Origin of the sequence: Blastococcus sp. HT6-4 (assembly GCF_039679125.1) — a bacterium.
Taxonomy (GTDB): Bacteria; Actinomycetota; Actinomycetes; order Mycobacteriales; family Geodermatophilaceae; genus Blastococcus; species Blastococcus montanus.
Window position 1 is genome coordinate 1,511,202 of sequence record NZ_CP155551.1, and the last position, 23,039, is coordinate 1,534,240.

22 protein-coding genes and 1 pseudogene are annotated in these 23,039 nt (G+C 73.0%); 7 read left to right on the plus strand and 16 right to left on the minus strand.

Annotation, left to right across the window (positions count from 1 at the left end; genetic code table 11):
• Nucleotides 1-14 precede the first annotated feature (14 nt).
• Nucleotides 15-830, minus strand: a pseudogene (locus tag ABDB74_RS07410) (FAD-dependent oxidoreductase); the annotation flags it as partial.
• Between ABDB74_RS07410 and ABDB74_RS07415 the strand changes: the two are divergent.
• Nucleotides 829-2,451 carry a serine/threonine-protein kinase gene (locus ABDB74_RS07415; protein WP_346622939.1) on the plus strand — a complete coding sequence of 541 codons (1,623 nt, stop codon included), beginning with the start codon at nt 829-831 and terminating at the stop codon, nt 2,449-2,451. The pseudogene ABDB74_RS07410 and the gene ABDB74_RS07415 sit on opposite strands and share 2 nt — an antisense overlap.
• Nucleotides 2,452-2,457: 6 nt before the next feature.
• On the opposite strand, the gene ABDB74_RS07420 is transcribed toward ABDB74_RS07415, so the two are convergent.
• The 3 genes from ABDB74_RS07420 to lpdA form a co-directional block, all read right to left on the minus strand.
• Nucleotides 2,458-3,363 (minus strand): TIGR01777 family oxidoreductase, encoded by a 906-nt coding sequence (locus tag ABDB74_RS07420; protein WP_346622941.1) that lies wholly within the window; start codon nt 3,361-3,363, stop codon nt 2,458-2,460.
• 85 nt (nt 3,364-3,448) lie between these two features.
• Nucleotides 3,449-5,278 carry a 2-oxoglutarate dehydrogenase, E2 component, dihydrolipoamide succinyltransferase gene (sucB, locus tag ABDB74_RS07425; RefSeq protein ID WP_346622943.1) on the minus strand — a complete coding sequence of 610 codons (1,830 nt, stop codon included), beginning with the start codon at nt 5,276-5,278 and terminating at the stop codon, nt 3,449-3,451.
• 47 nt (nt 5,279-5,325) lie between these two features.
• The gene (lpdA, locus tag ABDB74_RS07430) at nt 5,326-6,705 is read right to left on the minus strand and encodes a dihydrolipoyl dehydrogenase (RefSeq protein ID WP_346622944.1); all 1,380 of its coding nucleotides are present in this window, start codon (nt 6,703-6,705) and stop codon (nt 5,326-5,328) included.
• Between the two features lie 153 nt (nt 6,706-6,858).
• Here lpdA and ABDB74_RS07435 point away from each other — a divergent pair, with 153 nt between their 5' ends.
• The gene (locus tag ABDB74_RS07435) at nt 6,859-7,194 is read left to right on the plus strand and encodes an oxidoreductase (RefSeq protein ID WP_346622946.1); all 336 of its coding nucleotides are present in this window, start codon (nt 6,859-6,861) and stop codon (nt 7,192-7,194) included.
• An 89-nt stretch (nt 7,195-7,283) separates the two neighbouring features.
• Here the strand turns inward: ABDB74_RS07435 and ABDB74_RS07440 are convergent, their stop codons facing one another.
• Complete coding sequence (locus ABDB74_RS07440; RefSeq protein WP_346622948.1) at nt 7,284-8,795, minus strand: leucyl aminopeptidase; 1,512 nt, start codon at nt 8,793-8,795, stop codon at nt 7,284-7,286.
• Between the two features lie 89 nt (nt 8,796-8,884).
• On the opposite strand from ABDB74_RS07440, the gene gcvT reads away from it, so the two are divergent.
• Nucleotides 8,885-10,003: a glycine cleavage system aminomethyltransferase GcvT gene (gcvT, locus tag ABDB74_RS07445; RefSeq protein WP_346622949.1), complete on the plus strand. Its 1,119-nt coding sequence runs from the start codon at nt 8,885-8,887 to the stop codon at nt 10,001-10,003.
• Nucleotides 10,004-10,018: 15 nt separating this feature from the next.
• Here the strand turns inward: gcvT and ABDB74_RS07450 are convergent, their stop codons facing one another.
• From ABDB74_RS07450 to ABDB74_RS07465, 4 genes are all read right to left on the minus strand, one after another.
• The gene (locus ABDB74_RS07450; RefSeq protein ID WP_346622951.1) at nt 10,019-11,155 is read right to left on the minus strand and encodes a YihY/virulence factor BrkB family protein; all 1,137 of its coding nucleotides are present in this window, start codon (nt 11,153-11,155) and stop codon (nt 10,019-10,021) included.
• A gap of 113 nt (nt 11,156-11,268) precedes the next feature.
• Nucleotides 11,269-11,541, minus strand: coding sequence for a DUF4235 domain-containing protein (locus ABDB74_RS07455; protein WP_346622953.1), 273 nt, complete (start codon nt 11,539-11,541; stop codon nt 11,269-11,271).
• Nucleotides 11,538-12,035: a DUF3618 domain-containing protein gene (locus ABDB74_RS07460; protein WP_346622954.1), complete on the minus strand. Its 498-nt coding sequence runs from the start codon at nt 12,033-12,035 to the stop codon at nt 11,538-11,540. The genes ABDB74_RS07455 and ABDB74_RS07460 overlap by 4 nt, the downstream gene beginning before the upstream one ends.
• Nucleotides 12,032-12,481: a phage holin family protein gene (locus ABDB74_RS07465; protein ID WP_346622956.1), complete on the minus strand. Its 450-nt coding sequence runs from the start codon at nt 12,479-12,481 to the stop codon at nt 12,032-12,034. Before ABDB74_RS07465 ends, ABDB74_RS07460 begins: the two co-directional genes overlap by 4 nt.
• Before the next feature lie 119 nt (nt 12,482-12,600).
• Between ABDB74_RS07465 and ABDB74_RS07470 the strand changes: the two genes are divergently transcribed.
• Nucleotides 12,601-12,813, plus strand: a complete 213-nt coding sequence (locus ABDB74_RS07470; RefSeq protein WP_346622958.1) for a hypothetical protein — start codon at nt 12,601-12,603, stop codon at nt 12,811-12,813.
• A 74-nt stretch (nt 12,814-12,887) separates the two neighbouring features.
• Here the strand turns inward: ABDB74_RS07470 and ABDB74_RS07475 are convergent, their stop codons facing one another.
• Nucleotides 12,888-13,871 (minus strand): aldo/keto reductase family protein, encoded by a 984-nt coding sequence (locus ABDB74_RS07475; protein WP_346622960.1) that lies wholly within the window; start codon nt 13,869-13,871, stop codon nt 12,888-12,890.
• A 55-nt stretch (nt 13,872-13,926) separates the two neighbouring features.
• The gene (locus tag ABDB74_RS07480; RefSeq protein ID WP_346622962.1) at nt 13,927-14,544 is read right to left on the minus strand and encodes a DUF3043 domain-containing protein; all 618 of its coding nucleotides are present in this window, start codon (nt 14,542-14,544) and stop codon (nt 13,927-13,929) included.
• Between the two features lie 152 nt (nt 14,545-14,696).
• Here ABDB74_RS07480 and ABDB74_RS07485 point away from each other — a divergent pair, with 152 nt between their 5' ends.
• Nucleotides 14,697-15,044, plus strand: coding sequence for an iron-sulfur cluster assembly accessory protein (locus ABDB74_RS07485; RefSeq protein WP_346622963.1), 348 nt, complete (start codon nt 14,697-14,699; stop codon nt 15,042-15,044).
• Nucleotides 15,045-15,120: 76 nt separating this feature from the next.
• Here the strand turns inward: ABDB74_RS07485 and asnB are convergent, their stop codons facing one another.
• Genes asnB through ABDB74_RS07500 form a run of 3 tightly spaced genes read right to left on the minus strand, consistent with a single transcriptional unit; the run spans nt 15,121 to nt 17,798 of the window.
• Entirely contained in the window at nt 15,121-17,052 is a 1,932-nt protein-coding gene (gene asnB / locus ABDB74_RS07490) for an asparagine synthase (glutamine-hydrolyzing) (RefSeq protein WP_346622965.1), read from the minus strand.
• Nucleotides 17,053-17,089: 37 nt separating this feature from the next.
• Nucleotides 17,090-17,440: a DUF3817 domain-containing protein gene (locus tag ABDB74_RS07495; RefSeq protein WP_346622967.1), complete on the minus strand. Its 351-nt coding sequence runs from the start codon at nt 17,438-17,440 to the stop codon at nt 17,090-17,092.
• Nucleotides 17,430-17,798 (minus strand): metalloprotease, encoded by a 369-nt coding sequence (locus ABDB74_RS07500; protein ID WP_346622969.1) that lies wholly within the window; start codon nt 17,796-17,798, stop codon nt 17,430-17,432. The genes ABDB74_RS07495 and ABDB74_RS07500 overlap by 11 nt, the downstream gene beginning before the upstream one ends.
• 351 nt (nt 17,799-18,149) lie before the next feature.
• Here ABDB74_RS07500 and coxB point away from each other — a divergent pair, with 351 nt between their 5' ends.
• Both coxB and ABDB74_RS07510 read left to right on the plus strand, forming a co-directional pair.
• Complete coding sequence (gene coxB / locus ABDB74_RS07505) at nt 18,150-19,052, plus strand: cytochrome c oxidase subunit II (RefSeq protein WP_346622971.1); 903 nt, start codon at nt 18,150-18,152, stop codon at nt 19,050-19,052.
• A 51-nt stretch (nt 19,053-19,103) separates the two neighbouring features.
• Nucleotides 19,104-19,508 carry a cytochrome c oxidase subunit 4 gene (locus tag ABDB74_RS07510; protein ID WP_346622973.1) on the plus strand — a complete coding sequence of 135 codons (405 nt, stop codon included), beginning with the start codon at nt 19,104-19,106 and terminating at the stop codon, nt 19,506-19,508.
• Nucleotides 19,509-20,223: 715 nt separating this feature from the next.
• On the opposite strand, the gene ABDB74_RS07515 is transcribed toward ABDB74_RS07510, so the two are convergent.
• Both ABDB74_RS07515 and ABDB74_RS07520 read right to left on the minus strand, forming a co-directional pair.
• Complete coding sequence (locus tag ABDB74_RS07515) at nt 20,224-21,909, minus strand: cytochrome bc complex cytochrome b subunit (RefSeq protein ID WP_346622975.1); 1,686 nt, start codon at nt 21,907-21,909, stop codon at nt 20,224-20,226.
• Nucleotides 21,909-23,021 (minus strand): Rieske 2Fe-2S domain-containing protein, encoded by a 1,113-nt coding sequence (locus ABDB74_RS07520; protein WP_346622976.1) that lies wholly within the window; start codon nt 23,019-23,021, stop codon nt 21,909-21,911. The genes ABDB74_RS07515 and ABDB74_RS07520 overlap by 1 nt, the downstream gene beginning before the upstream one ends.
• Nucleotides 23,022-23,039: the final 18 nt, after the last annotated feature.

Genomic DNA, 23,039 nt, shown 5'->3' on the forward strand with positions numbered 1-23,039 from the left:
ACCGCGTCGGCCGACCACGTCCCGTCGTCGGTCGTCACGGACCCGGGCGCCACCGAGCGGACAGGGGTGTGCAGGTGGAGCCGCCCGGCGCCCAGGCGCCCGGCCAGCTGCCCGCCGACGGCCTGCATGCCCTCGGCGGGCAGCCCGGTGCCGCCCCGCACGAAGCTGCGCCACAGGAGGTCCAGGTACCGGCTGGAGGTGGCGAGCTCGTCCTCCAGCAGCACACCGGCGAGGAAGAGGCGGAGGAACCGCTCCAGGGCGGCGTCGCCCACACCCGCCGACCGGAGGGCCTGCTCGGCCGGGACCTCGGGCGCACCGAGCAGGTGCCCGACGGGGGAGTAGCCGGCGCGGAGCGAGAAGGCGACCAGTGCCGCCTTCTCCCGGAGGGACCCGAGGGGCGCCGTCGCCGTGCCCACGACGGCGGCGGGTCGCCGTCGCGGGTCGACGACCCGGTGGGCGCGGCCGTCGACCCGGATCACCGCGCCCCGCTCGAACCAGCCGAGCTCGAGGGCGGGGAGGTCGAGGTCGGCCGCCCTCGGGTAGCCGGTGTTGAAGACCTGGAAGCCACGGTCCACGACGAACCCGTCGATGCGGTCGGTCGCGAGCCGGCCGCCGGCGTGCCCACCGGCCTCGAGCACGTGCACGTCCCGGCCGGCCGCCGTCAGCCGGATCGCCGCGGACAGGCCGGCCAGACCGGCCCCGACGACGACGACCTCAGCCCGCGGTGGCATCGACACGGTCGGGAGGTAGCCAGGGCGCGGCGCGGTGAACCGCATGCCTGTGGACGAGCGCAGCGCCGTCCGCCCGGGTCGCCCTACGGTGCCCGGCATGCCTGCCGTGGTCCCCCCTGGAGAGCCCCCCGCCGTCCAGCCGCCCGCCGTCCCCGGCTACGTGCTGGAGACGCTGCTCGGCCGGGGCGGCTCCGGCGAGGTGTGGCGGGCGGTACCGCGCGGGGGCGGGGAGCCCGTCGCGGTCAAGGTGCTCCTGGCCGGGGACCCCGAGCGCCAGGCGCGCGAGGCGGCCCTCCTCGGCGAGCTGGACCACCCGCACCTCGTGCGGTTGGTCGAGGTGGTCCACCAGCCGCGGCGGGGCGGGACGCCGCGGATCGCGCTGGTCCTCGACCTGCTCGCGGGTGGGAGCCTGGCTGCCCTGCTGGCGCGGCGCGGGCGGCTGCGGCCCGGGGAGGTGGTCACCGCCATCGCCCCGGTGGCCGGCGCGCTGGCGCACGCCCACGCCAACGGAGTGGTGCACGCCGACCTCTCACCAGGCAACATCGTCTTCACCGCGGAGGGGCGGCCGGTGCTCACCGACCTGGGTGTGGCGCGGGTGCTGGGGGAGACGGCGGCCGCCGAGGTCACTCCCGCCTACGTCGATCCGATCGTGGCCCGCGGCGGGACGCCCGGCCCGGCGTCGGACGTGTTCGGGGTGGCGGCGGCCGCCTTCCACGCCCTCACCGGCGTCGCGCCCTGGAACGCCGCGACCCCTCGGGACACGCTGACCGTGGCGGCCGGAGGGCAGCTGCCCGACCTGCGGGAGCTGGCGCCGGACGCACCGCCGGAACTGGTCGCGGTCATCACCCGGGGCCTCGCCCCGGACCCGCACGACCGCGGGACGGCCGCGGAGTTCGCGCTCCATCTCCGGCACGCCTGCCGCCCCGAGCCCGTGGCCCTGACCGGGCTCGCGCGGCCGGCCGGCACCGGCGGGCCCGACGCACGCACCGAGCTGACCCACGTGGTCCCCGGCCGCCGTCCCCGCCCCGCGCCCGTGGTCGTGCGACCGGCCGGTCGGCACCGGGGCCTGGCCCGGGCCGGACGGGTCGTATCGGCGTCCGGTCGGCTGGCCAAGGGCCTGCTGGCCGCGGCGCTGGTCCTCGCCGCACTGGCGACCACCGCCTGGGTGGGCACCCGCTGGGGCGGGGGGAGCACGCGGGATGAGGAGGCGGCCGTGGCCGTGGCCGCGGTGCGCGCCCCGGCGTCCGCCACCGGGACGCCGGACGCGTCGCCGCCGGCCGCTCCCGAGCCGCGGCCCGGGCCCGGAGCCGCATCGGTACCGACCGGCCCGGGGGAGTGGACCGCGCTGGTGTCCGATCTCTACGGCCGGCGCGCGGAGGCCTTCGGCGCCCCCTCGGTCGCGCGGCTCGCCGACGTCTACACCCCCGGCAGCACGTTGGGCGCGGCCGACGCGGAGCACGTGCGGGCGTTGGCCGCCGCCGGTGAGGTGCTGCGCGGTTTCGAGCCGGCCGTCGTCGAGCTCACCGTCGTCACGGCCTCCGCCGGGCGCGCCGAGCTCCTGCTGACCGACCGCTGGCCCGACTACCGCGTGGTGCCCCGTGACCGGCCGGACGGCGCGGCGCTGCGCACGGTGGCCGGACGGCCGGACGCCCAGGTGCGGATGGTCCTGGCGCGCACGCCCGCCGGATGGCGGATCGAGCACGCCGAGCGGCTGGGCTGAGCCGGCTCAGGGCTTGGCGATCGCCGCCCGGAGTGCGGAGTGGACGTCGGTGTGGGCGAAGCGGAACCCCGCGTCCTGCAGTGCGGTGGGCACGGCGCGCTGCCCCGCGAGGACGCCGACCCGGGCGAACTCACCGAGGACCAGCCACAGCGCCGGGCCGGGCACGGGGAGCACCGCCGGGCGGTGCAGCACCCGGGCCAGCGCCGCGGTGAACTGCGCGTTCGTGACCGGCGCCGGACCGCAGAGGTTGACCGGGCCGGACACCAGGCTGGTCAGCAGAAAGCGGATCGCGGAGACCTCGTCCTCGAGGCTGATCCAGGGGAAGTACTGGCGGCCCGAGCCCAGGCGTCCGCCGAGCCCGGCGCGGAAGATCGGCAGCATCCGGGCCAGCAGGCCGCCGGGGCCGAGCACGAGGCCGGTCCGCAGCGCGCAGACCCGGACCCCGGCGTTCGCGGCGGGTTCGGTGGCGCCCTCCCAGGCCACGCAGACGTCGGCGAGGTAGTCGTCCCCGGGCGGAGCGGACTCGTCGATGATCCGGTCACCCGTGTCCCCGTAGTAGCCGACCGCTGACGCGTTGAGGAGGATCCGTGGCCGGTCGGGGGCGGACTGGGCGGCCTGGGCGAGCGCCTCGCTCAGGGTGGCCGTGCTGTCGACGCGGCTGTCGAGGACCGCCTGCTTGTGCTGCGCGTTCCAGCGGCGGTCGCCGATGCCGACGCCGGCGAGGTTGACGACCGCGTCGATGTCGCGGAGCAGCGCGGGGTCGATCCGCCGGTGCGCCGGGTCCCAGCGGTGCTCCTCCGCGGTCCGCGGGGTGCGGCGCACCAGCTGGAGCACCTCGTGACCGTCGGCGCGGAGGGCGGGCAGCAAGGCACTGCCGATCAACCCGGACGCACCGGACACGGCGACCTTCATGCGCTACTCCCGGGCGGTTCCAGGTGCGGAGGGCGGAAATGGCTCGGGGCCCCGGCGGTCGACCGGGGCCCCGAGCGGGACGACATCAGGCGAGGCCGAGCTCGCCGTGGAACTGACCGGCCTCGAGCCGCTCCTTCACCGTGACGAGGAACCGAGCCGCATCGGCGCCGTCGACGATCCGGTGGTCGTAGGTCAGCGCCAGGTAGACCATCGACCGGACCGCGATGACCTCGCCGAGCTCGTCGTCCTGGACGACCACCGGGCGCTTGACGACCGAGCCGACGCCGAGGATCGCCACCTGCGGCTGGTTGATGATCGGGGTGTCGAACAGCGCGCCCCGGCTGCCGGTGTTGGTCAGCGTGAAGGTGCCGCCGCCCAGTTCGTCCGGCGTGACCTTGTTCGTCCGGGTCCGCTCCGCCAGGTCGGCGATCTTCCGGGCGATGCCGCCCAGGCTGAGATCACCCGCGTCGTGGATGACCGGCACCAGCAGCCCGCGCTCGGTGTCCACCGCGACGCCGAGGTTCTCGGCGTCGTGGTAGGTGACGGTGCCCGCCTCCTGGTCGATCGAGGAGTTCACCGACGGGTGCGCCTTGAGCGCCTCGATCGAGGCCTTCGCGAAGAACGGCAGGAAGGAGAGCTTGACGCCCTCGCGCGACTCGAAGTCCTTCTTCGCCTGCTGGCGCAGGTTGGCGATGCGCGTGACGTCGGCCTCGACCACGGTGGTGAGCTGCGCGCTGACCTGCAGCGACTCCACCATCCGCCGGGCGATGACCGAGCGCAGCCGCGACATCTTCTCGGTGCGGCCCCGCAGCGAGGTGTCCGGCGTGGCCGCCGGCGACGGCGTGCGGAGACCGCCGGGGGCGGCCGCGGCCGGAGCCTCCTGGGCCGGGGCGGCGGACTTCTCCGCGGCGGCGAGCACGTCCTGCTTGCGGATGCGACCGCCGACGCCGGTGCCGGAGACGGAGTTCAGGTCGACCCCGTGCTCGGCGGCCAGGCGGCGCACCAGCGGGGTCACGTACTGACCGCCGCCGTCACCGGCCGGGGCGGACGGGGCCTGCGGAGCCACCTGGGGCGGCGGTGCCGACGTGGGCGAGGCGGCCGGCTGGGCGCCGCTGGCGCCGTAGTCGCCACCGGGCTGCTCGCTGGCGGGGTCGGCCTCCTTCGCCTTGGGCGCCGCCTGCGGCTCCGGCTCGGCCGGGGCCTCCTCCTTCGGCGCCTCCTGCTGCGGGGCGGGGGCGGCGGGGGCAGTGCCGCCGCCGGAGGCGCCGGTGCCGATGACGGCCAACTGGGCGCCGACGTCGACGGTCTCGTCCTCGTTGACCGTGATCTCCAGCAGCGTGCCGCTGACCGGTGCCGGGATCTCGGTGTCGACCTTGTCGGTGGAGACCTCCAGCAGCGGCTCGTCGGCCGTGACCTCGTCGCCGACGGCCTTCAGCCAGCGGGTGACGGTGCCCTCGGTGACGCTCTCGCCCAGCGCCGGCATGGTGACGGGAGTTCCCTCGCCGCCGCCACCACCACCGGACCCGGCGGCCGGCTGCGGCTCGGGCTCGGGCTCGGCGGCGGGCTGCTCCTCCTGCCCGCCGGAGCCGGCGTCCTCGACCTGCTGGTCGGGGGTCTGCGGCGTGGTGTCGGTGTCCTCGGCGGAGGCCGGCGGGCTGCCGGCACCCTCATCGCCGTCCCCGCCGCCGATGACCGCGAGCTCCGCGCCGACGTCGACGGTCTCGTCCTCGGACACGAGGATCTTGGTGAGCACGCCGGCGGCCGGCGAGGGGATCTCGGTGTCGACCTTGTCGGTCGACACCTCGAGGAGGGGCTCGTCGACCTCGACCTGGTCACCCTCCTGCTTGAGCCATCGAGTGACCGTGCCCTCGGTGACGCTCTCGCCCAGGGCGGGCATGGTGACGGACGTCGGCATCGGGGCAGTGCTCCTTCTGGCGTGGGGGAGAGGGGACGAGCGTTCGATCAGCCGTGCACGTGCAGGGGCTTGCCGGCCAGGGCCAGGTGGGCCTCGCCGAGCGCCTCGCTCTGCGTCGGGTGCGGGTGGATGAGGCTGGCGACGTCGTCGGCCTCGGCCTCCCAGTTGTAGATCAGCTGGGCTTCGGCGATGAGCTCGCCGACCCGGCTGCCGACCATGTGGATGCCGACCACGGGACCGTCCGGCGCCTGGACCAGCTTCACCGCGCCCGTCGTCTTCAGGATCTGGCTGCGGCCGTTGCCGGCCAGGTCGTAGGTGAGGGTCTTGACCTCGCCGTAGCGCTCCTTGGCCTGCGCCTCGGTGAGGCCGACCGAGGCGACCTCGGGGTCGGAGTAGGTGATGCGGGGGACGCCGGCGTAGTCGATCGGCGCGGGCTCCAACCCGGCCACCCGCTCGGCGACGAGGATGCCCTCGCCGAAGCCGACGTGGGCCAGCTGCAGGGTGGGGACGAGGTCGCCGACGGCGGAGACCGTCGGGAGGTTGGTGCGCATGTACTCGTCGACGAGGACGTAGCCGCGCTCCATCTCGACGCCCACCTCCTCGTAGCCGAGGCCGGAGCTGACCGGCCCGCGGCCGACCGCGACGAGCACCAGCTCGGCCTCCAGCTCCTTGCCGTTCTCCAGCGTCACCTTGACGCCGTTGTCGGTGGTCTGGACACCGGCCACCTTGTTGCCCAGCTCGAAGCCGATCTTGCGGCGGCGGAACGCCCGCTCGAGCAGCTTGGAGGAGGACTCGTCCTCCAGCGGCACGAGGTGGGGCAGGCCCTCGACGATGGTGACGTCGACGCCGAAGGACTTCCAGGCGCTGGCGAACTCGCAGCCGATGACGCCGCCGCCGAGCACGATCGCCGAGCTCGGTACCCGGTCCAGCCGGAGGGCCTCCTCGCTGGTGATGACCTTCGTGCCGTCGATCTCGATCCCCGGGAGGGTGCGGGGGTAGGAGCCGGTGGCCAGCAGCACGTGCTTGCCCTCGTAGCTCTGCCCGTTCACCTCGACGGTGGTCGGGGAGGTCAGCCGGCCCTCGCCCTCGACGTAGGTGATCTTGCGGGCCTTCACCAGGCCCTGCAGCCCCTTGTAGAGCTTGGAGACGACGCCGTCCTTGTAGCTGTTGACGCCGTCCATGTCGATGCCGGCCAGCGACGTCTTCACACCGAACTGCTCGCCCTCGCGGGCGAGGTCGGCCACCTCACCGGCGTGCAGCAGGGCCTTGGTGGGGATGCAGCCGCGGTGCAGGCAGGTGCCGCCGACCTTGTCCTTCTCGATCAGGACGACCTTCAGCCCGAGCTCGGAGGCGCGGAAGGCCGCGGCGTATCCGCCCGAGCCACCACCGAGGATGACCAGGTCGGCGGGGGAGGTGGGTTCGCTCACGGGTGCTCCTCTGATGCGGCAGGCGACGTCCCCGCTCGAGCGGGCGGGGGCTGGTGCCCATCCTGCCACCCCGGGAACGACCTGGCCCGGACCACCGTTGCACTCGCGAGCGTCGTGGTGATCACCGCGGCCCCGAGCGTGGGGAGCAGACGGATGGGCGTGCTCGACCGGTGGCGCCGGCGGCGGGGCGGCGGTCCGGAGCGCGCGACGCTCGACCGCGGTTCGCAGCGCGCCGATCTCACCCACCTCGAGCAGTTCGTCGCGACCCGCCGCGGTGTCGAGGGGTACGTCGAACCGCGCACGGCGGTCACCGAGGCGACGATCGTGCTGGTGGCGGCCGACGGTGAATGGACCCGACGGCGGATCGACGGACCCGACGTGGCGCGGCGGCTGTCCCGGGAACTGACCATCCCGGTGTACGACGCGCAGGTGACCGGCTACCCCCAGCGCATGCGCGACTGGAGCGCCCGCCAGAAGCGCGGCAACTAGGCGTCCTGCCTCACCGCACGGCGTCCTCCCTCACCGTCCACGCTGAGGGAGGACGCGTCATGATCAGGTGAGCTGATCGTGGCCGCGACTCAGTCGGCGATGAGGTCCTCGATCGTCGCGAGGAGGGTGCGCACGGGAACGCCGGTGCCGCCCTTGGGCGTGTAGCCCCAGGGGGCGGCGGTGTTGTAGCTCGGCCCGGCGATGTCGATGTGCGCCCACGGCAGGCCCGCGGGCACGAACTCGGCCAGGAAGTGACCGCCCACGAGCATGCCGCCCAGCCGGTCGGCGTTGGCGTTGACGAGGTCAGCGACCGTCGAGTCCAGCCCCTTGCGCAGCTCCGCCGGCAGCGGCATCGGCCACATGGACTCACCGCTGCGCTCCGATGCCGCGATGACCGCGTCGCGCAGGTCGTCGGAGCCCATGACGCCGGAGGTGCGGGCGCCGAGGGCGACCATCTGGGCGCCGGTGAGGGTGGACGTCTCCAGCAGGACGTCGGGACGGTCCTCGGCGGCGCGCGCGATCGCGTCGGCCAGGACGACGCGGCCCTCGGCGTCGGTGTTGGTGATCTCCGCCTTCTTGCCGTTGCGGAAGGTCACGACGTCGGCCGGGCGGTAGGCGGTGCCGCTGGGCAGGTTCTCCGCCATGGGCACGGTGGCGACGACGTCGACGGGCAGGCCGAGCTGCGCGACGAGGCACACGGTGGCGATCACGGCGGCGGCGCCGGCCATGTCGCTCTTCATGTCCTCCATCTTCGCGGCGGGCTTGATCGAGATGCCGCCGCTGTCGAACGTGATGCCCTTGCCGACCAGCGCCACCTTCTTGCGCGCGCCCTTGCCCGCGTAGGACAGCCGCAGCAGCCGCGGCTTGCGGGTGGACCCCCCGCCGACGGCCAGGATGCCGCCGTAGCCGCCGGCCGCCAGCGCGTCCTCGTCGAGGATCTCGGTCGACAGCCCCAGCTTCTCGCCGGCGGCCGCGCCGCGGGCGGCCATCTCGGCCGGGTGCAGGTCGTTCGGCGGGGTGTTGACCAGGTCGCGGACCAGGGCCACCGCGTCGGCGACGGCGCGGACGCGGCGCAGAGCCGTCTCGGCGGCGCCGGCGCCCGGGACGACGATCGTGAACTCGCTCGGCGGCGCCGGCCGGTCGGCGGGCAGGTCGGACTTGTACGCGGTGAACTCGTACGCGCCGAGCAGCGAGCCCTCGCCGACGGCGTGCAGCCGGTCGGCGTCGGGCGTGCCGCCGACGGCGGCGAGCAGGCTCACCACGGAGCGGCGGCCGGTGAGCGCGCGGCTGGCGGCGCCGGCGGCCCGGCGCAGCGCCTCGGGGCGGTACCCGCCGGCCGCGTCGGGAGCGCCCAGGCCGGCGACGGCGACGACGGGGAAGGGGCCCTGCCCGAAGGAGGGCAGGCGGGTGACCTCGTCCTCGGCGCCCCGGGCGCCCAGGTCGGCCAGCGCGGGCAGCAGCCGGCCGCCGAGCAGCCGGTCGACCGCCTCGGCGCCGGGGGTGGGCAGCAGGCCCTCGGGCCCCTTGCCGACGGCGACGACGACGGCGTCGCCGGTCAGCTTCTCGAGCGGGTGGTCGGTGGCGGAGATCGTCGGCGGCACCGCTCGATCCTAGGAGGGACCCTGCTGCCCCCATCGATCCGCCCGCTCGCGACGGGACCTCGCGGGCGGACCCCACTAGCGTGGCCGGTGTGAGTCCGCTGACCTCCCCCCTGCACGACCGGCACCTCGCGGCCGGGGCCAAGCTCGCCGACTTCAGCGGCTGGTCGATGCCCATCGAGTACGCCGGTGGCGGCGTGCTCGCCGAGCACGCCGCCGTCCGCGACGGGGTGGGGCTGTTCGACGTCTCCCACCTCGGCACGGGCACGGTGCGCGGGCCCGGCGCGGCCGAGTTCGTGAACGCCTGTCTCACCAACGACCTGGACCGCATCGGCCCGGGGCAGGCCCAGTACACGCTGTGCTGCGTCCCCGACGGGGAGGAGCACGCCGGGGGAGTGGTCGACGACCTGATCGTCTACCTCCACGGCCCGGACGACGTCCTGCTCGTGCCCAACGCCGCGAACGCCGCGGAGGTGCTCGGCCGGCTCGCCGACGCCGCGCCGCCGGGGGTCACGGTGGAGGACCGGCACGCCGACGTCGCCGTCCTCGCCGTCCAGGGCCCCCGGTCGCTGCAGGTGCTCGAGCTGCTGGGCGTCCCGGGGGAGATCGGCTACATGTCGTTCGTGACCGGCACCGGCGGCGCCGGGGCGGAGGTGACCGTGTGCCGCACCGGGTACACCGGGGAGCACGGCTACGAGCTGCTGGTGGGCGCCGACCGCGCGGTGGAGCTCTGGGACGCCGTCCTCGAGGCCGGTCAGGACCTCGGCATCCGGCCCTGCGGGCTGGGCGCGCGGGACACGCTCCGCACCGAGATGGGGTACCCGCTGCACGGCCACGAGCTCTCGCGCGACATCACGCCGAACCAGGCACGGGCCGGCTGGGCCGTCGGCTGGCGGAAGCCGGTGTTCTGGGGGCGGGACGCGCTCGCGGCGGAGAAGGAGGCGGGCCCCGAGCGCGTGCTGTGGGGGCTGAAGGCGACCGGGCGCGGGATCCCGCGCCCCGGCATGGCGGTGCTCGGCGCGGACGGCGCCCCCGTGGGCGAGGTGACCAGCGGGACCTTCTCCCCGTCGTTGCGCACCGGGATCGGGCTGGCGCTGGTCGACACCGCAGCCGGCGTCGAGGAGGGCGGGGAGCTCACCGTCGACGTCCGCGGCCGTCCGCAGCCGGTCACCGCCGTCCGCCCGCCGTTCGTGCCCTCGCACGTGCGCTGAGGCCGGCGCGCCCTGTCAGGGCGCGTTCTTGCGGGTGGGGTCGCTGTCGCCCTTCTCCGGCTCGGCCTTGGCCGGCAGCGTGTCGGCCTTCACCGCGTCGCGCTCGCCCATGGGCAGCGGCTCGCCCTCGGTGGTGTCGTGGCCGGTCTGGTGCTCGGCCTCGGAGTTGATCTCCGCCCCGAGCAGCACCAGGTAGCAGGTGAGGTACAGCCACAGCATCAGGACGATGACGCCGGCGATCGCGCCGTAGGTCTCGTTGTACGAGCCGAAGTTGTTGACGTAGAAGCTGAAGCCGAGGCTGACCACCGCCCACACCAGGGTGACGACGACCGAGCCGAGGCTCACCCAGCGCAGTTGCGGCGCATCCCGGTCGGGGGCGACCCGGTAGAGGACGGCCAGCGAGCCGATGACGACCAGCAGCAGCAGGACCCAGCGGGCGACCTGGGCGAGCACGGTCGCCACCCCGCCCAGCGGCAGCGCGTCCAGCACCAGCGGGACGACCGCGACCAGGCCGATGGTCAGGACGACGAAGACGATCGCGCCGAGCGTCAGGGCCAGGGAGAGGGCGCGGAGCTTCAGGAAGTTGCGGGTCTCGACCTCGTCGTAGGCGATGTTGACCGCCTTGACCAGGTTGTTCACGCCGCCGGAGGCGGTCCAGAGCGCGGCGAGGATCGACAGGACGAGGCCCCAGGTGAGCGCGCCGCCGGCCTCGGTGATGGCGGTGACCTGGTCGGTGATCAGCTGGCGGGCCTCGTCCGGCAGGCCGGAGGTGAAGTCGGCGACCTGGCTCGCGGCCTGCTCGCGGGAGGCCACCAGCCCGTAGATCGAGATGAGGGCGATCAGCGCCGGGAAGATCGACAGGAAGCCGAAGAACGCGACGCCACCGGCGATGATCGGCATGTTGTCGGCGTTGTTCTCCGCCCAGGCGCGCTTGAGCACCTGCTTCCAGCCCTTGGCCGGGATCTGCGTGGGCGAGGAGGCGTCGATGCCCGGCAGCGTCTCGGGGCCGGGCGCTCCCGGCGGCAGGGCCTGCGGGTCACCGGGCCGCGGACGCGAGGCCGGCTCGGCCGCGGCGGCGCGCCGGGCGGCCTTCTCCTCGACCCGCTCGCGGATCCGGTCGGAGGCTCGCTCCCGGGGCCGGGTGCCGGTCATGGACGTTCTCCCAGGTGCTGGGCCGCCCTCGGCGGCACGGGTCGAGCGGAGGCAGTGCGGAGCGCGGGAGGCGCCGGGGGCGGGCAGGTGCCCGTCCCCGGCGCCTCCCGTCGTCAGTCGCCGGGCCAGGCGCCGGTGATCCGCGTGAACCCGCGGGCGCCGGCCCGGTCGATCGCGGCCTTGGCCGCGCCGAAGATGGCGCCCTGGATGGCGGCGGCCAGGACGACCTGGCGCATCGGGTACTCGCCCTGCAGCGCGCCGGGGGCGTCGTCCTCCTTGGCGAGGAGCCGCCAGATCTGCTTGAAGACGGCGCCGGACACGGCGCCGGCGAGGATGCCCGCCGCGAGGCCGATCGGCCGGTAGGCCAGCTTGGCTCCCGTGCTCACCGCTTGCTCCTCCCGAGCATGCGTCGCCGGCGGGCGCGCCGGGTCGCCTTCTTGATCCGCCGGGCGTCCCGGCGCTGCTGCCTGGCCAGCCGCTTCGTCGTGGCGCGCCGCTGCTGCTTGCGCTCCTCGGCGGCCGCCCGCCGGGCGGCGGCACGGACCTCGGCCGCCATCGCGGCGGTCGCCACCCTCTTGGCCTTGCGACGGCGTCGCGCGCGCCAGGTCAGCAGCCCGATCACGGCGGCGACGAGACCGGAGGCCCCGCCGATCACCGCCGGAGGGCTCTCCCGGTAGGTCTCCACGGCGGTGTCGCGAGCGCGGTAGGCGCTCTCCTTCGCCCGCGCCTGGACGTCCAGGCGGTCGCTCAGCTCGTCGACCGTCCGTCCCAGTTGCTCCCGCGTCGCCTCGATGTCGGCCCGGATCGCGTCCGGGTCGGTCGGTCCGTTCGCATTCGCGTCCTGCCCGTCCGAGGGGCCGGAGCTGCTCGACGTGCTCACCGCTGTGCACTCTCCTTCACGGTCGTGATGTCGGCCTTCACGCTCGAGATCGCCTCGGTGGGCACCGGCGGGGAACCCTTCTGGACGTCCTTCTTCCCGACCAGCGCGAGCACGCCCGCGATGGCGAACAGCACGAGGGCCACGATCAGCGCGGCGAGCCAGGCCGGCATCACCAGGGCCAGCGCGAGGATGACGGTGGTGATCAGGACGGCCAGGCCGAAGAAGGCGAACAGGCCGGCGCCGCCGAACAGGCCGGCCCCGATGCCGAGGTTCTTGGCCTTCTGGGTCATCTCCGCCTGGGCGAGCCGGGCCTCGTCGCGGACGAGGCGGCTGACCTGTTCGGTCAGCTGGCTGATGAGTTGCCCGGTCGACGCGCTGTCGGGCACGGCTGGATGGTCGGTCGCCCGGGTGGCGCCCGTGGTGGGCTGGGGCGTGGATGCGGTCATCGGTCCTCCGGTCGGCGGGTCGATGCAGGTCCATGCCCCTTCCGGCCCTCCGGTAATCCGCCTGCGGCTCATCCCTGCGCCGGGATGCCGACGGCCGCGGGATCACTAGCCTCGACCCCATGAGCTTCCACTGGCGTTTGGAGGACCCGTCCGGCGCGGAGATCGATCCCGCGTCGGTGGGGGTCGAGCTGCCCGAGGACGACAACCAGGGCGACGCCGAGTCGTGGCTGGGGGAGAACTGGCGGGAGCTGCTGGACCGCGGCGTCGCGACGGTGACGCTGTTCGAGGGGGACCGCAAGGTCTACGGCCCGATGGGGCTCGCCCCGGCCTGACCCTCCGGTAGAGGTCGAGGACGAACGAGGCCCCTCCTCGCCCCGCGATGCGACGGGCCAGGAGGGGGCTCGGCTCAGCCGCGGGCGGTCTTGGTCGGATCGCGCTCGACGACGTCCCCGAGGGCGTCGTCGATGCGCGCCAGGACGTCGGCGTCGAGCGTCACGCCGGCGGCCGTCACGTTGTCGTGCACCTGCTCGGGCCGGGTGGCGCCGATGATGGCCGCGGCCACGTTCCGGTTCTGCAGCACCCACGCCAGGGCCAGCTGCGCCATCGACAGACCGAGGTCCCCGGCCACGGGACGCAGCTGCTGCACCCGGTCCAGGATGTCGTCGGTCATGAACCGCTGCATCGACTGGCCGGCCTCGGCGTGGCCGGCGCGGCTGTCGGCCGGCGGCTGCTCGCCCGGGCGGTACTTGCCGGTGAGCACGCCCTGGGCGAGCGGCGACCAGACGATCTGGGAGAGCCCCTCCCGCTCCGACGTCGGGACGACCTCGGCCTCGATCACCCGCCACAGCATCGAGTACTGCGGCTGGTTGCTGACGAACGGGACGCCGAGATCACGGGCCAGCGCCGCCCCGGCGGCGATCTGCTCGGCGTTCCACTCCGAGACACCGATGTAGAGCACCTTGCCCGAGCGCACCAGGTCGGCGAAGGCGGTCATCGTCTCCTCGAGCGGCACCGAGGGGTCGTAGCGGTGCGCCTGGTAGAGGTCGACGTAGTCGGTCCGCAGCCGCCGCAGCGAGGCGTGGCAGCTCTCGATGACGTGCTTGCGGCCGAGCCCGCGGTCGTTGCGGCCGGGGCCGGTGGGCCAGTAGACCTTCGTGAACAGCTCCACCGACTCCCGCCGGTGCCCGGCCAGGGCCGCGCCGAGGACCGTCTCGGCGCGGGTGCCGGCGTAGACGTCCGCCGTGTCGAAGGTGGTGATCCCGGCGTCGAGCGCGGCCCGGACGCACGCGTGCGCGGCGTCCTCCTCGACCTGCCCGCCGTGGGTCAGCCAGTTGCCGTACGCGATCTCGGAGATGGTCAGGCCGGAACGGCCGAGGCGTCTGAATTCCACGCGTGCCGACGCTAGCCCGACTCCGTGAGCCGGGCCCGCCGGAGGGTCCCCGGCCTCAGACCTCCGCGCCGACCGGGACCTCGGGCTTCGGGAAGCGCCACCGGCGGATCATGGTCGATCGGCTGATGCCGTACCAGACCAGGCCCTTCATCTTGTGCTGCTGGTCCGGGAACCGGGCGGCGACGGCGCGCTTGATCCTCCGGCCCAGCACCACCGAGTCGACGATCAGCAGCAGGAAGAAGCTGAGCAGCAGGAAGCTGGCGTAGCTGCGCACGGCCAGGCTCGGGACGAAGGTGCCGATCAGCGCCACGCCCGCGATGGCCAGGAAGAAGCTGCCGACGTTGCGGCGGCTGTCGACGACGTCGCGCACGAGCTTGCGCACCGGTCCGCGGTCGCGGGCGGGCAGGTACCCGTCGTCGCCGCGGGCCATGCCCTGGCGGGCCCCCGCGCCCTGGGCGGCCCGCTGCTCGCGCATCCGCTTGTAGGCCTCCTTGCGCGTGGTGGGCGGCGGCGGGGGCGGACCCGGTCGCTTGCCCTGTGCCACGTGGCGCTTGGGGGTGGGCCGGCCCTTGCCGCCGGCCCTGACGAGCTGCTCGGTCTGCGCGGCTGTGCTGCCGGACGCGGAGTCGGGCGTCGCGGCGTGGTTCCGGCGGCCGGGGAGGCGGAGCTTCACGGCAGCGAAGTCTACGTGTGTGAGCAATGCAGCCCCGGACGGCGAGCCGCGAGCCGTACAGTGGGTGCGCACGGGAAGAGGACCCGCTCCGGCGGCGTTCGTCCGTGGCAGGACGCGCCTACGCGGACACCTCGGAGGGAGAGGACAGGAATATGACGGTGCAGGACACCACGGCCACCGGCGTCGTGCTCAGCGACACCGCGGCCGCCAAGGTCAAGGCACTGCTGGACCAGGAGGGCCGCGACGACCTGCGGCTGCGCATCGCCGTCCAGCCCGGCGGTTGCTCCGGTCTGCGTTACCAGCTCTTCTTCGACGAGCGGTTCCTCGACGGCGACCAGACCTACGAGTTCGACGGCGTCGAGGTCATCGTCGACCGGATGAGCGGCCCCTACCTGGGCGGTGCGGTCATCGACTTCGTCGACACCATCGAGAAGCAGGGCTTCACCATCGACAACCCCAACGCGCAGGGCTCGTGCGCGTGCGGTGACTCCTTCAACTGAGCGCCGCTCGCTCGATGAGCGATGAACCACCGAGGCCCGGGATCACGTCGATCCCGGGCCTCGGTGGTTCATCGGCTCAGAGGCGGACGGGGTAGACCGTCGCCGGGATCTCGGGTGTGATCCGCCCCTCGACGAAGATGCCGTGCCAGACCATGAACACCAGGAGCGTCCACAGCTTGCGCGAGTGGTCGACCGGTGAACCCGCCCGCTGGTTCTGGCGGTGGGCGGTCAGCATGGCCAGGATCTGCTGCTTGTCCAGCCACTGGTCGGTCTGGCTGTCCACGATCACCTGCCGCGCCCAGTCGTGCAGGTCCTCGGCGAGCCAGTGGCGGGTGGGCACGGGGAAGCCGAGCTTGCGGCGGTTCAGCACGTGCGGCGGCACGATCTGCTCCAGCGCGCGGCGCAGGGCGTACTTCGTCGTCTCCCTGGTGACCCGCTGGTCGACCGGGATGGTCGAGGCCACCCGGAAGACCTCCGGGTCCAGGAAGGGCACCCGCAGCTCCAGCGAGTTCGCCATGGTCATCTTGTCGGCCTTGACGAGGATGTCGCCGCGCAGCCAGGTGAAGAGGTCGACGTACTGCATCGCCGTCACGTCGTCGTAGCCGGCGGTGCGGGTGCGCTCGTACAGCTCGCGGGTGACGGCCACGTGGGACAGGTCGGGGTCCCGCTTCTCGAGGAAGGTCAGCTCCTCGTCGCGGAAGATGCGCGCGTTGCCGTAGTAGCGCTGCTCGAGGGGGATCGACCCGCGGCGGAGCAGGTCCTTGCCCCGCATGCCGTCGGGGAGCTTGGTCGACAGCGTCCCGAGGGCGCGCCGGATCCCGTCGGGGAGCCGGTCGAACACGGCCAGCGACAGCGGCTCCCGGTAGATGTTGTAGCCGCCGAACAACTCGTCGGCGCCCTCGCCGGAGAGCACCACCTTCACGTGCTTGCGCGCCTCGCGGGCCACGAAGTAGAGCGGCACGAGCGCGGGATCGGCCACCGGGTCGTCCAGGTACCAGACGACCAGCGGGATCGACCCGGCGAACTCCTCGGCGGTGACCACCTTGGTGATGTGCTCGACCCCGATCGCGGCCGCCGACTCGGCCGCGACGTCGATCTCGGAGAAGCCCTCCCGCTCGAAGCCGACCGTGAAGGTCATCAGGTCGGGATTGTGCCGCTTGGCGAGCGCGGCGATGGCCGTGGAGTCGATACCGCCGGAGAGGAACGACCCGACCGTGACATCGGCGCGCATGTGCATCCGGACCGAGTCGTCGAGGACGTCGGCGATCCGGTCGTAGAGCGCCTGCTGCTCGTCCTGCGCGACCGGGCGCACCGGGAACGTCGGGTGGAAGTAGCGGGTCGTCGTGAGCTCGCCGTCGACGACGGTGAAGCTGGTGCCGCTCTCGATCCGGCGGATGCCCCGGTGCAGCGTCGCGGGCTCGGGCACGTACTGCAGCGTGAGGTAGTGCTGCAGCGAGGCGCCGTCGACACCGCCGGCGGCCGTGCTGCCGCCGAGGAGCTCCAGGAGCGCCTTCTTCTCCGACGAGAAGGCGAGCGCGCCGTCGGCGAGCCGGGCGGTGAACAGCGGCTTGATGCCGAACGGGTCGCGCGCTCCGAAGACGGTCCGGGTCTCGCTGTCCCAGATGACGAAGGCGAACATCCCGCGCAGCCGGTCGACGACGTCCTGGCCCCACAGGTGGTACCCGGCCACGATCGCCTCGGTGTCGCCCTCGGTGGCGAAGGTGGCGCCCGCCGCGGCCAGCTCCTCGCGCAGCTCCAGGTAGTTGTAGATCTCGCCGTTGAAGACGATCCGGTACCGGCCGTCCGCGTACGGCATCGGCTGGTGGCTGTGCTCGATGTCGATGAACGACAGCCGGTTGAAGCCGTAGACGACGCGGTCGTCGTGCCAGACCTCGTTCTCGTCGGGCCCGCGGTGCCGCAGGCAGTGCAGCGCCTCCCGGACGTCGGTGACGACGGCGTCGGTGACGCGCGGGGCGTCGGTGGAGAAGTAGGCGAGCAGGCCACACATCAGGCGCAGGTCCTCGGGGTGGGGGAGAGGTTCGCGGTCACACGCGTTCGCCGGCGCGCATCTTCTGCGTGACGGTCCGCTCGGCGACGAAGGAGACGAAGGGGATGGTGCCCAGGACGAGCGCGACGACGGCGCCCTTCAGCGTCCACTTCGCCCGCAGCGCCAGGTCCACGGTGGCGAGGAAGAACAACGCGTAGAGCCAGCCGTGCGCGGTTCCGAGCACGGTGACCGGCTCCGGGATGCCGGCCAGGTGCTTCAGCGGCATGGCGACGGCGAACAGCAGGACCAGGAGGACGCCGACGACCGTGGCCATGACGCGGTAGCGCTGCAGGGCCGCGGCGATCGCCTGCTCCGAATCGCGGGCCGGGGCGGTCCGTTCAGCGGCCATTGCTGCTGCTCCGTTGTCCGAGGGCCCGCTCGTTGAGCTCGGCGAGGTAGGCGTTGTAGGCGGCGAGCTCGGGGTCGCCGGTGGTGTCGATGCGTGGGCGCTGGTAGAGCACCACGGCGTTGCCGGGCTGCTCCTCGTCGGGGTCGCGGTGGAGCTCGAGGCGGACCATCCGGACGTAGAACCACAGCCCCATGAACCCGTAGAGCGGCCACTGCATGGCATAGCTCCAGTTGACCGCGCCGCCGCCGGCCTCGGCCTTGGACAGCTGCCAGTAGCCGAGGAAGAAGGTGGCGACGAACAGGGCGGCCACGAGCAGGTGCAGCAGGACCCACTTCGGGGTCAGCAGCCGGGAGAACACGCCGTCGACTCTAGCCGCCGTCGCCGCCGGACCGGTCCAGGTGACCGACGTCGCAGGGCCGCGGGAGCGCGTCCCGCCCCGTTTCCGGGGCGGGCGTCGCAGGGCCGCGGGAGCGCGTCCCGCCCCGTTTCCGGGGCGGGCACGCGGGACCCACGGCCCCGGCCGGTGCATTCGCGTGGCGACGGGGGCCCGCGACCCGCCCGACCGTCTCCGGTGGTCGGCCGCCGAGGCGGGTCGGCTAGTCTCGGCCCACACTGTGATCGGCGTGGAACGACTCCGCCGACCGCCGGTGGACGACCCGCTGTAAGGACCACCCGGGAAGCCGGGTGGAGGACGAGGAGGCAGCGAGCAGTGGCTCGAGGCAGCAGGCTCGCGCGGCTGGCCGCGCTCGGTCTCCTGGGGGTGCTGACCCTCAGCGGGTGCGAGCTCGGCGAGAGCGCCTTCTGGGAGCGCAACTTCGTCCGGTGGGGATGGCCCGAGGGCATCACCGATGAAGCAGAGGCCATGCGTGAGCTGTGGATCGGCTCCACCTTCGCGGCCCTCATCATCGGTCTCGCGGTCTGGGCGCTCATCGCCTACTCGGTGATCGCCCACCGCAAGAAGGGTGACGAGCTGCCCCGCCAGACGGCGTACAACCTGCCGCTGGAGATCGTCTACACGATCATCCCGTTCATCATCATCGCCGGTCTGTTCTTCTTCACCGTGGTGGTGCAGAACGAGGTGCGGGACCGCAGCGAGAACCCCGACGAGATCATCGCGGTCAACGCGTTCAAGTGGAACTGGCAGTTCGTCTACGCGGGGACCGAGGGCCCCGACGGCGAGCCCGTCGACACCGTCGGCACGAGCACCGAGATCCCGATCCTGGTGGTGCCCACCGAGCGCACCGTCCGGTTCGACCTCGCGTCGGCCGACGTCATCCACTCGTTCTGGGTGCCGGAGTTCCTCTTCAAGCTCGACGTGATCCCGGGCAACGAGAACGGCCGGGACAACGTCTTCGAGGTGACGGTCCGCGAGGAAGGTGCCTACGTCGGCCGGTGCGCCGAGCTGTGCGGCACCTACCACGCCTACATGAACTTCGAGGTCCGCTCCGTCGCTCCGGACGTGTACGACGACTACATCGAGGCCCGCGAGTCGGGCCTGAGCACGTACGAGGCGCTCGAGGAGATCGGGCTACCCGGTGAGGCGACGACGACCACGCCGCTCGAGCTGATCGAGGAAAAGGTCGACGACCAGCTGATCAGCAGCGGTGACTGACATCCCCGCTCCGAGAACCCGCATCCGGAAGACGCACGAGGAGGCACGGCCGTGAAGGTCGAGGCGCTGATCTTCAACATCATCGGTGTGTTCTGCATCGTGGCCGCGATCGTGTACGGCGTGTGGTCACGCGAGCCCATCGGCACCACCGCGCTGGCGCTCTCCGGTGGACTCACCGGCCTCATCGGCGGGTTCTTCTGGTTCGTCTCCCGCCGGATCGACGCCCGTCCCGAGGACCGCAAGGACGCGGAGATCGCCGACGGCGCCGGCGAGCTGGGCTTCTTCCCCCCGGCCAGCTACTGGCCCTTCGGCCTGGCCCTGGCGACCGCGCTCATGGGGCTGGCGCTGGCGTTCTGGTACTACTGGCTGATGCTGATCGCGGTCGCTGCGATCGTGGTCACGGTCGCCGGCCTGCTGTTCGAGTACTACGTCGGGCAGAACGCGCAGCAGAGCTGAGCGCCCGATCCCACGACGAGGGCCCCCTCCACCGCCCGGTGGAGGGGGCCCTCGTCGCGCGGTGGCCGACCGTCGGTGGAGTGGGGCGCCCAGGGGCCCGCGTGGGGTAGCTCGGCCCCGTGACGGCGGCCGCTGTGGCGCGGGGCCGCACCCGTCTCACAGCCAGCGCGCGCGGCGGTGCCCCCCCTTCCCGCCGGTGGCTTGCCGCCGGATGTGACACGCACGCGTGACCGGTGAACGGGAAGCGCGGCCCAGGGGGCATCCCTGCCGTCCGCGCGGCCGGGCACCCGGGCTGCCCGCGGGAGTCGGTCCGGCGGCGGTCCGGGGGTCGTGTCGGCGCGGATGCGCGAACGGGGCGCTGGCCCGGCTCGAGGCGCTGACACGGGCGTCCGCCCCTCTGCTGCCGATACGGGCGGACCTCGGACCCCGGGGCACACGGGCCCAGGCGGCTTGCCGCCGGCACAGGTGTGGCAGCGGACCTCACCGGCAACCGCGCACGGGCGTGGGCCCGCAGAGGGCGGCGCAGCTCACGGCCGCCGGGGGCGCGGCTCACATCCCCGACCAGCGGATGCCGCAGCCCCCGGCGCGGGGTGGTGGCATCGCACCACCGTGGTCGACGGGGGGTTCGCGCGGCCGGGCGAGCCGTCCACGACCGTCCCGACATGTAGAAGGGCCCCGGTGGAAACCACCGGGGCCCTTCTGCATGAGTGACCGATCAGTCGCGCGGGTCCTGCGGACGACCGCCGTCGGACGGACGGCCACCCTCGGACGGACGCCCCGAGGTCGTCAGCTCCCGCTCGGACTCACCAGCCGCGAGCCCACGGCCCTCGCCTCGCTGCTCGAGCTCCACCGCGGAGGGCCGCTCGACCGGCGAGAAGAACCCGCGGATGGCGCGACGGGCGCCACCCACCTGGTTCATGCGCTTCGGGACCGGAGCCCCGCCGTAGGCGAGCTGCCCGTGACCGTGGTCGTCGACCGGGCCGAGCGGCTGGTGCACCTCGATGAACTCGCCGCTGGGGAGCCGACGGATGACGCCGGTCTCGATGCCGTGCTCCAGCACCTCGCGGTCGTGCTGCTGCAGACCGAGGCAGATGCGGTAGGTGATCACGTACACGATCGGCGGCAGGATGATCATGCCGATGCGGCCGCCCCAGGTCATCGCGTTCAGGCTGATGTCGAACTTGTCGGCGACGACGTCGTTACCACCGGAGATCAACAGCACCAGGTAGAACGTCAGCGACATCGTGCCGAGCGAGGTGCGGACGGGAACGTCGCGCGGTCGCTGCAGCAGGTGGTGCGACGCGGTGTCGCCGGTCAGCTTCTGCTCGATCCACGGGTAGAACAGCAGGAGCGTGAAGATGATGCCGGGCAGCACCACGGTCGGCCAGAACAGTGCCGGGATCGTGTAGTCCCCGGGCAGGTTCAGATCCCAGGCGGGGAACAGACGGCTCGAGCCGTCCAGCCACATGATGTACCAGTCCGGCTGCGACGCGGCCGAGACCTGGGCGGGGTTGTAGGGGCCCCACAGCCAGATCGGGTTGATCTGGACCAGACCGCCGAGTGCCGCGCAGACACCGAACACCACGAACAGCAGCCCGGTCGCCTTCCCGGCGAAGGCCGGGAAGAGGCGGTTGCCGACCACGTTGTGCTCGGTGCGCCCAGGGCCGGGGAACTGGGTGTGCTTCTGCTTCACCAGGATCAGCAGGTGCACCGCGATGAGCGCGAGCAGGATCGCCGGGATGAGCAGGACGTGGGCGATGTAGAGCCGGCCGATGATCAGGTCGCCGATGTAGTCACCGCCGAACACCGCCCAGTGCACCCAGGTGCCGACCACCGGGATGGCCAGGATGATCGCCGACATGATCCGCAGGCCGGTACCCGAGAGCAGGTCATCGGGGAGCGAGTATCCGGAGAAACCCTCGAGCAGGGCCAGGATCAGGATGAGGACGCCGATCAGCCAGTTGCTCTCGCGCGGCCGGCGGAACGCACCGGTGAAGAAGATGCGCAGCAGGTGCACGGCGATAGCGGCGACGAAGAGCAGGGCTGCCCAGTGGTGCAGCTGGCGCATGAAGAGCCCGCCGCGGACGTCGAAGGAGATGTCAAGCGCTGAGGCGTAGGCGATGGACATGTCCAAGCCGCGCAGCGGGTCGTAGGACCCGTCGTAGACCACCTCGGTCATCGAGGCCTGGAAGAAGAAGGTGAGGTACGTGCCCGAGAGCAGCAGGATGATGAAGCAGTAGAGGGCGATCTCCCCGAGCAGGAACGACCAGTGGTCGGGGAAGACCTTGTTCAGGGTCCGGCGGACCGGGCCGGCGAGGATCAGCCGGTCGTCGACCTGGAAGGCGGCCTTCCCGACCGCGCCCGTCGGGGCCCCCGGTGCCGAGGCGGTACGAGCTGCCATCAGATGCGCTCCCGGTTCCAGTACGTGGGGCCGACGGCCTCAATGTAGTCGCTGCGGGCGACGAAGAATCCTTCGTCGTCGACGGCGATGGGCAGCTGCGGCAGCGGCCGGCTGGCCGGGCCGAAGACCGGCCTGGCGCCCTGGGTGACGTCGAACATCGACTGGTGGCAGGGGCAGAGCAGCCGGCTGGTCTCCTGCTCGTACAGCGACACCGGGCATCCGGCGTGCGTGCAGATCTTGGAGTAGGCGACGTAGTCGCCGAAGCCGAAGTCCTCCTGGCCCTCGCGGGGCTGGTCCTCGATGACCTGCTGCGGCCTGAGCCGGATGAGCATGGTCGCGGCGTCGGTCTGGAAGTTGCCGCCGGGCACGGCCGGGAACACGGTCTCCAGCGATCCGGGCTGCTGGTCGCCGGGGCGGACCGGGCTGCCGTCGATCCGAACCAGCCGGATGCCCTCGGCCCACGAGGTGCGACCGAGCGTGTTGCCGGCGCTCGGGTTGTTGATCAGCCCACCCAGCGGGGCGATCAGCATGACGCCGACGCCGACGCCCATGAAGCCGAGCGATCGGGTGATCAGCTTGCGGCGCGGCAGGCCGCTGTTGTGCAGGCCGCCGACCAACGTGGCGCCGGTGGTGACCCGGTCGAAGTGGGACCCATCGTGCTTGTCCTGGACCGCCGTCTCGTGGGGGAGGAGCTTCTTGGTGTAGAGCACCAACCCGACGCCGACCAGCGTGAGCGACAGGCCCATGAACAGCCCCAGCAGGGGGGTGAACATGGCGCTCCAGGTGGTGCCCTCCTCGGCCCACGACCACTCGGGGAGGAACCAGCCCGAGCCGATGTAGACGACCAGGAACAGGAAGGCGAAGACGCCGGCCAGGGCGAAGGTCCACCCGACCTGGCGCACGGCGCGCCGCTCGAGGGGGGACCCGGGTTCGGGACCCGGCTCGACGTGGAGGATCTCCACGCCGTCGTACCGGGCTCCGAGGAGGTCGAGCTCCTCGCGGCTCATGGCCGCGAGCTGCTCGGGGGTGTAGTCCTCGTCCGGGCCGCCGTGCAGCGGTCCCGGGGTGTCCTCGCCACCGGTCGAGCCGGGGCGGGTGTCGCGCGTGCTCACGCTTCCTCCTTGCCGGCG

Bases quoted from the DNA above. Each gene is read 5' to 3' on its own strand.
- ABDB74_RS07415 (WP_346622939.1), top strand. From the start codon at position 829: ATGCCTGCCGTGGTCCCCCCTGGAGAGCCCCCCGCCGTCCAGCCGCCC.
- ABDB74_RS07420 (WP_346622941.1), bottom strand. From the start codon at position 3,363: ATGAAGGTCGCCGTGTCCGGTGCGTCCGGGTTGATCGGCAGTGCCTTG.
- sucB (WP_346622943.1), bottom strand. From the start codon at position 5,278: ATGCCGACGTCCGTCACCATGCCCGCCCTGGGCGAGAGCGTCACCGAG.
- ABDB74_RS07435 (WP_346622946.1), top strand. From the start codon at position 6,859: ATGGGCGTGCTCGACCGGTGGCGCCGGCGGCGGGGCGGCGGTCCGGAG.
- ABDB74_RS07450 (WP_346622951.1), bottom strand. From the start codon at position 11,155: ATGACCGGCACCCGGCCCCGGGAGCGAGCCTCCGACCGGATCCGCGAG.
- ABDB74_RS07465 (WP_346622956.1), bottom strand. From the start codon at position 12,481: ATGACCGCATCCACGCCCCAGCCCACCACGGGCGCCACCCGGGCGACC.
- ABDB74_RS07470 (WP_346622958.1), top strand. From the start codon at position 12,601: ATGAGCTTCCACTGGCGTTTGGAGGACCCGTCCGGCGCGGAGATCGAT.
- ABDB74_RS07485 (WP_346622963.1), top strand. From the start codon at position 14,697: ATGACGGTGCAGGACACCACGGCCACCGGCGTCGTGCTCAGCGACACC.
- asnB (WP_346622965.1), bottom strand. From the start codon at position 17,052: ATGTGTGGCCTGCTCGCCTACTTCTCCACCGACGCCCCGCGCGTCACC.
- ABDB74_RS07495 (WP_346622967.1), bottom strand. From the start codon at position 17,440: ATGGCCGCTGAACGGACCGCCCCGGCCCGCGATTCGGAGCAGGCGATC.
- ABDB74_RS07515 (WP_346622975.1), bottom strand. From the start codon at position 21,909: ATGGCAGCTCGTACCGCCTCGGCACCGGGGGCCCCGACGGGCGCGGTC.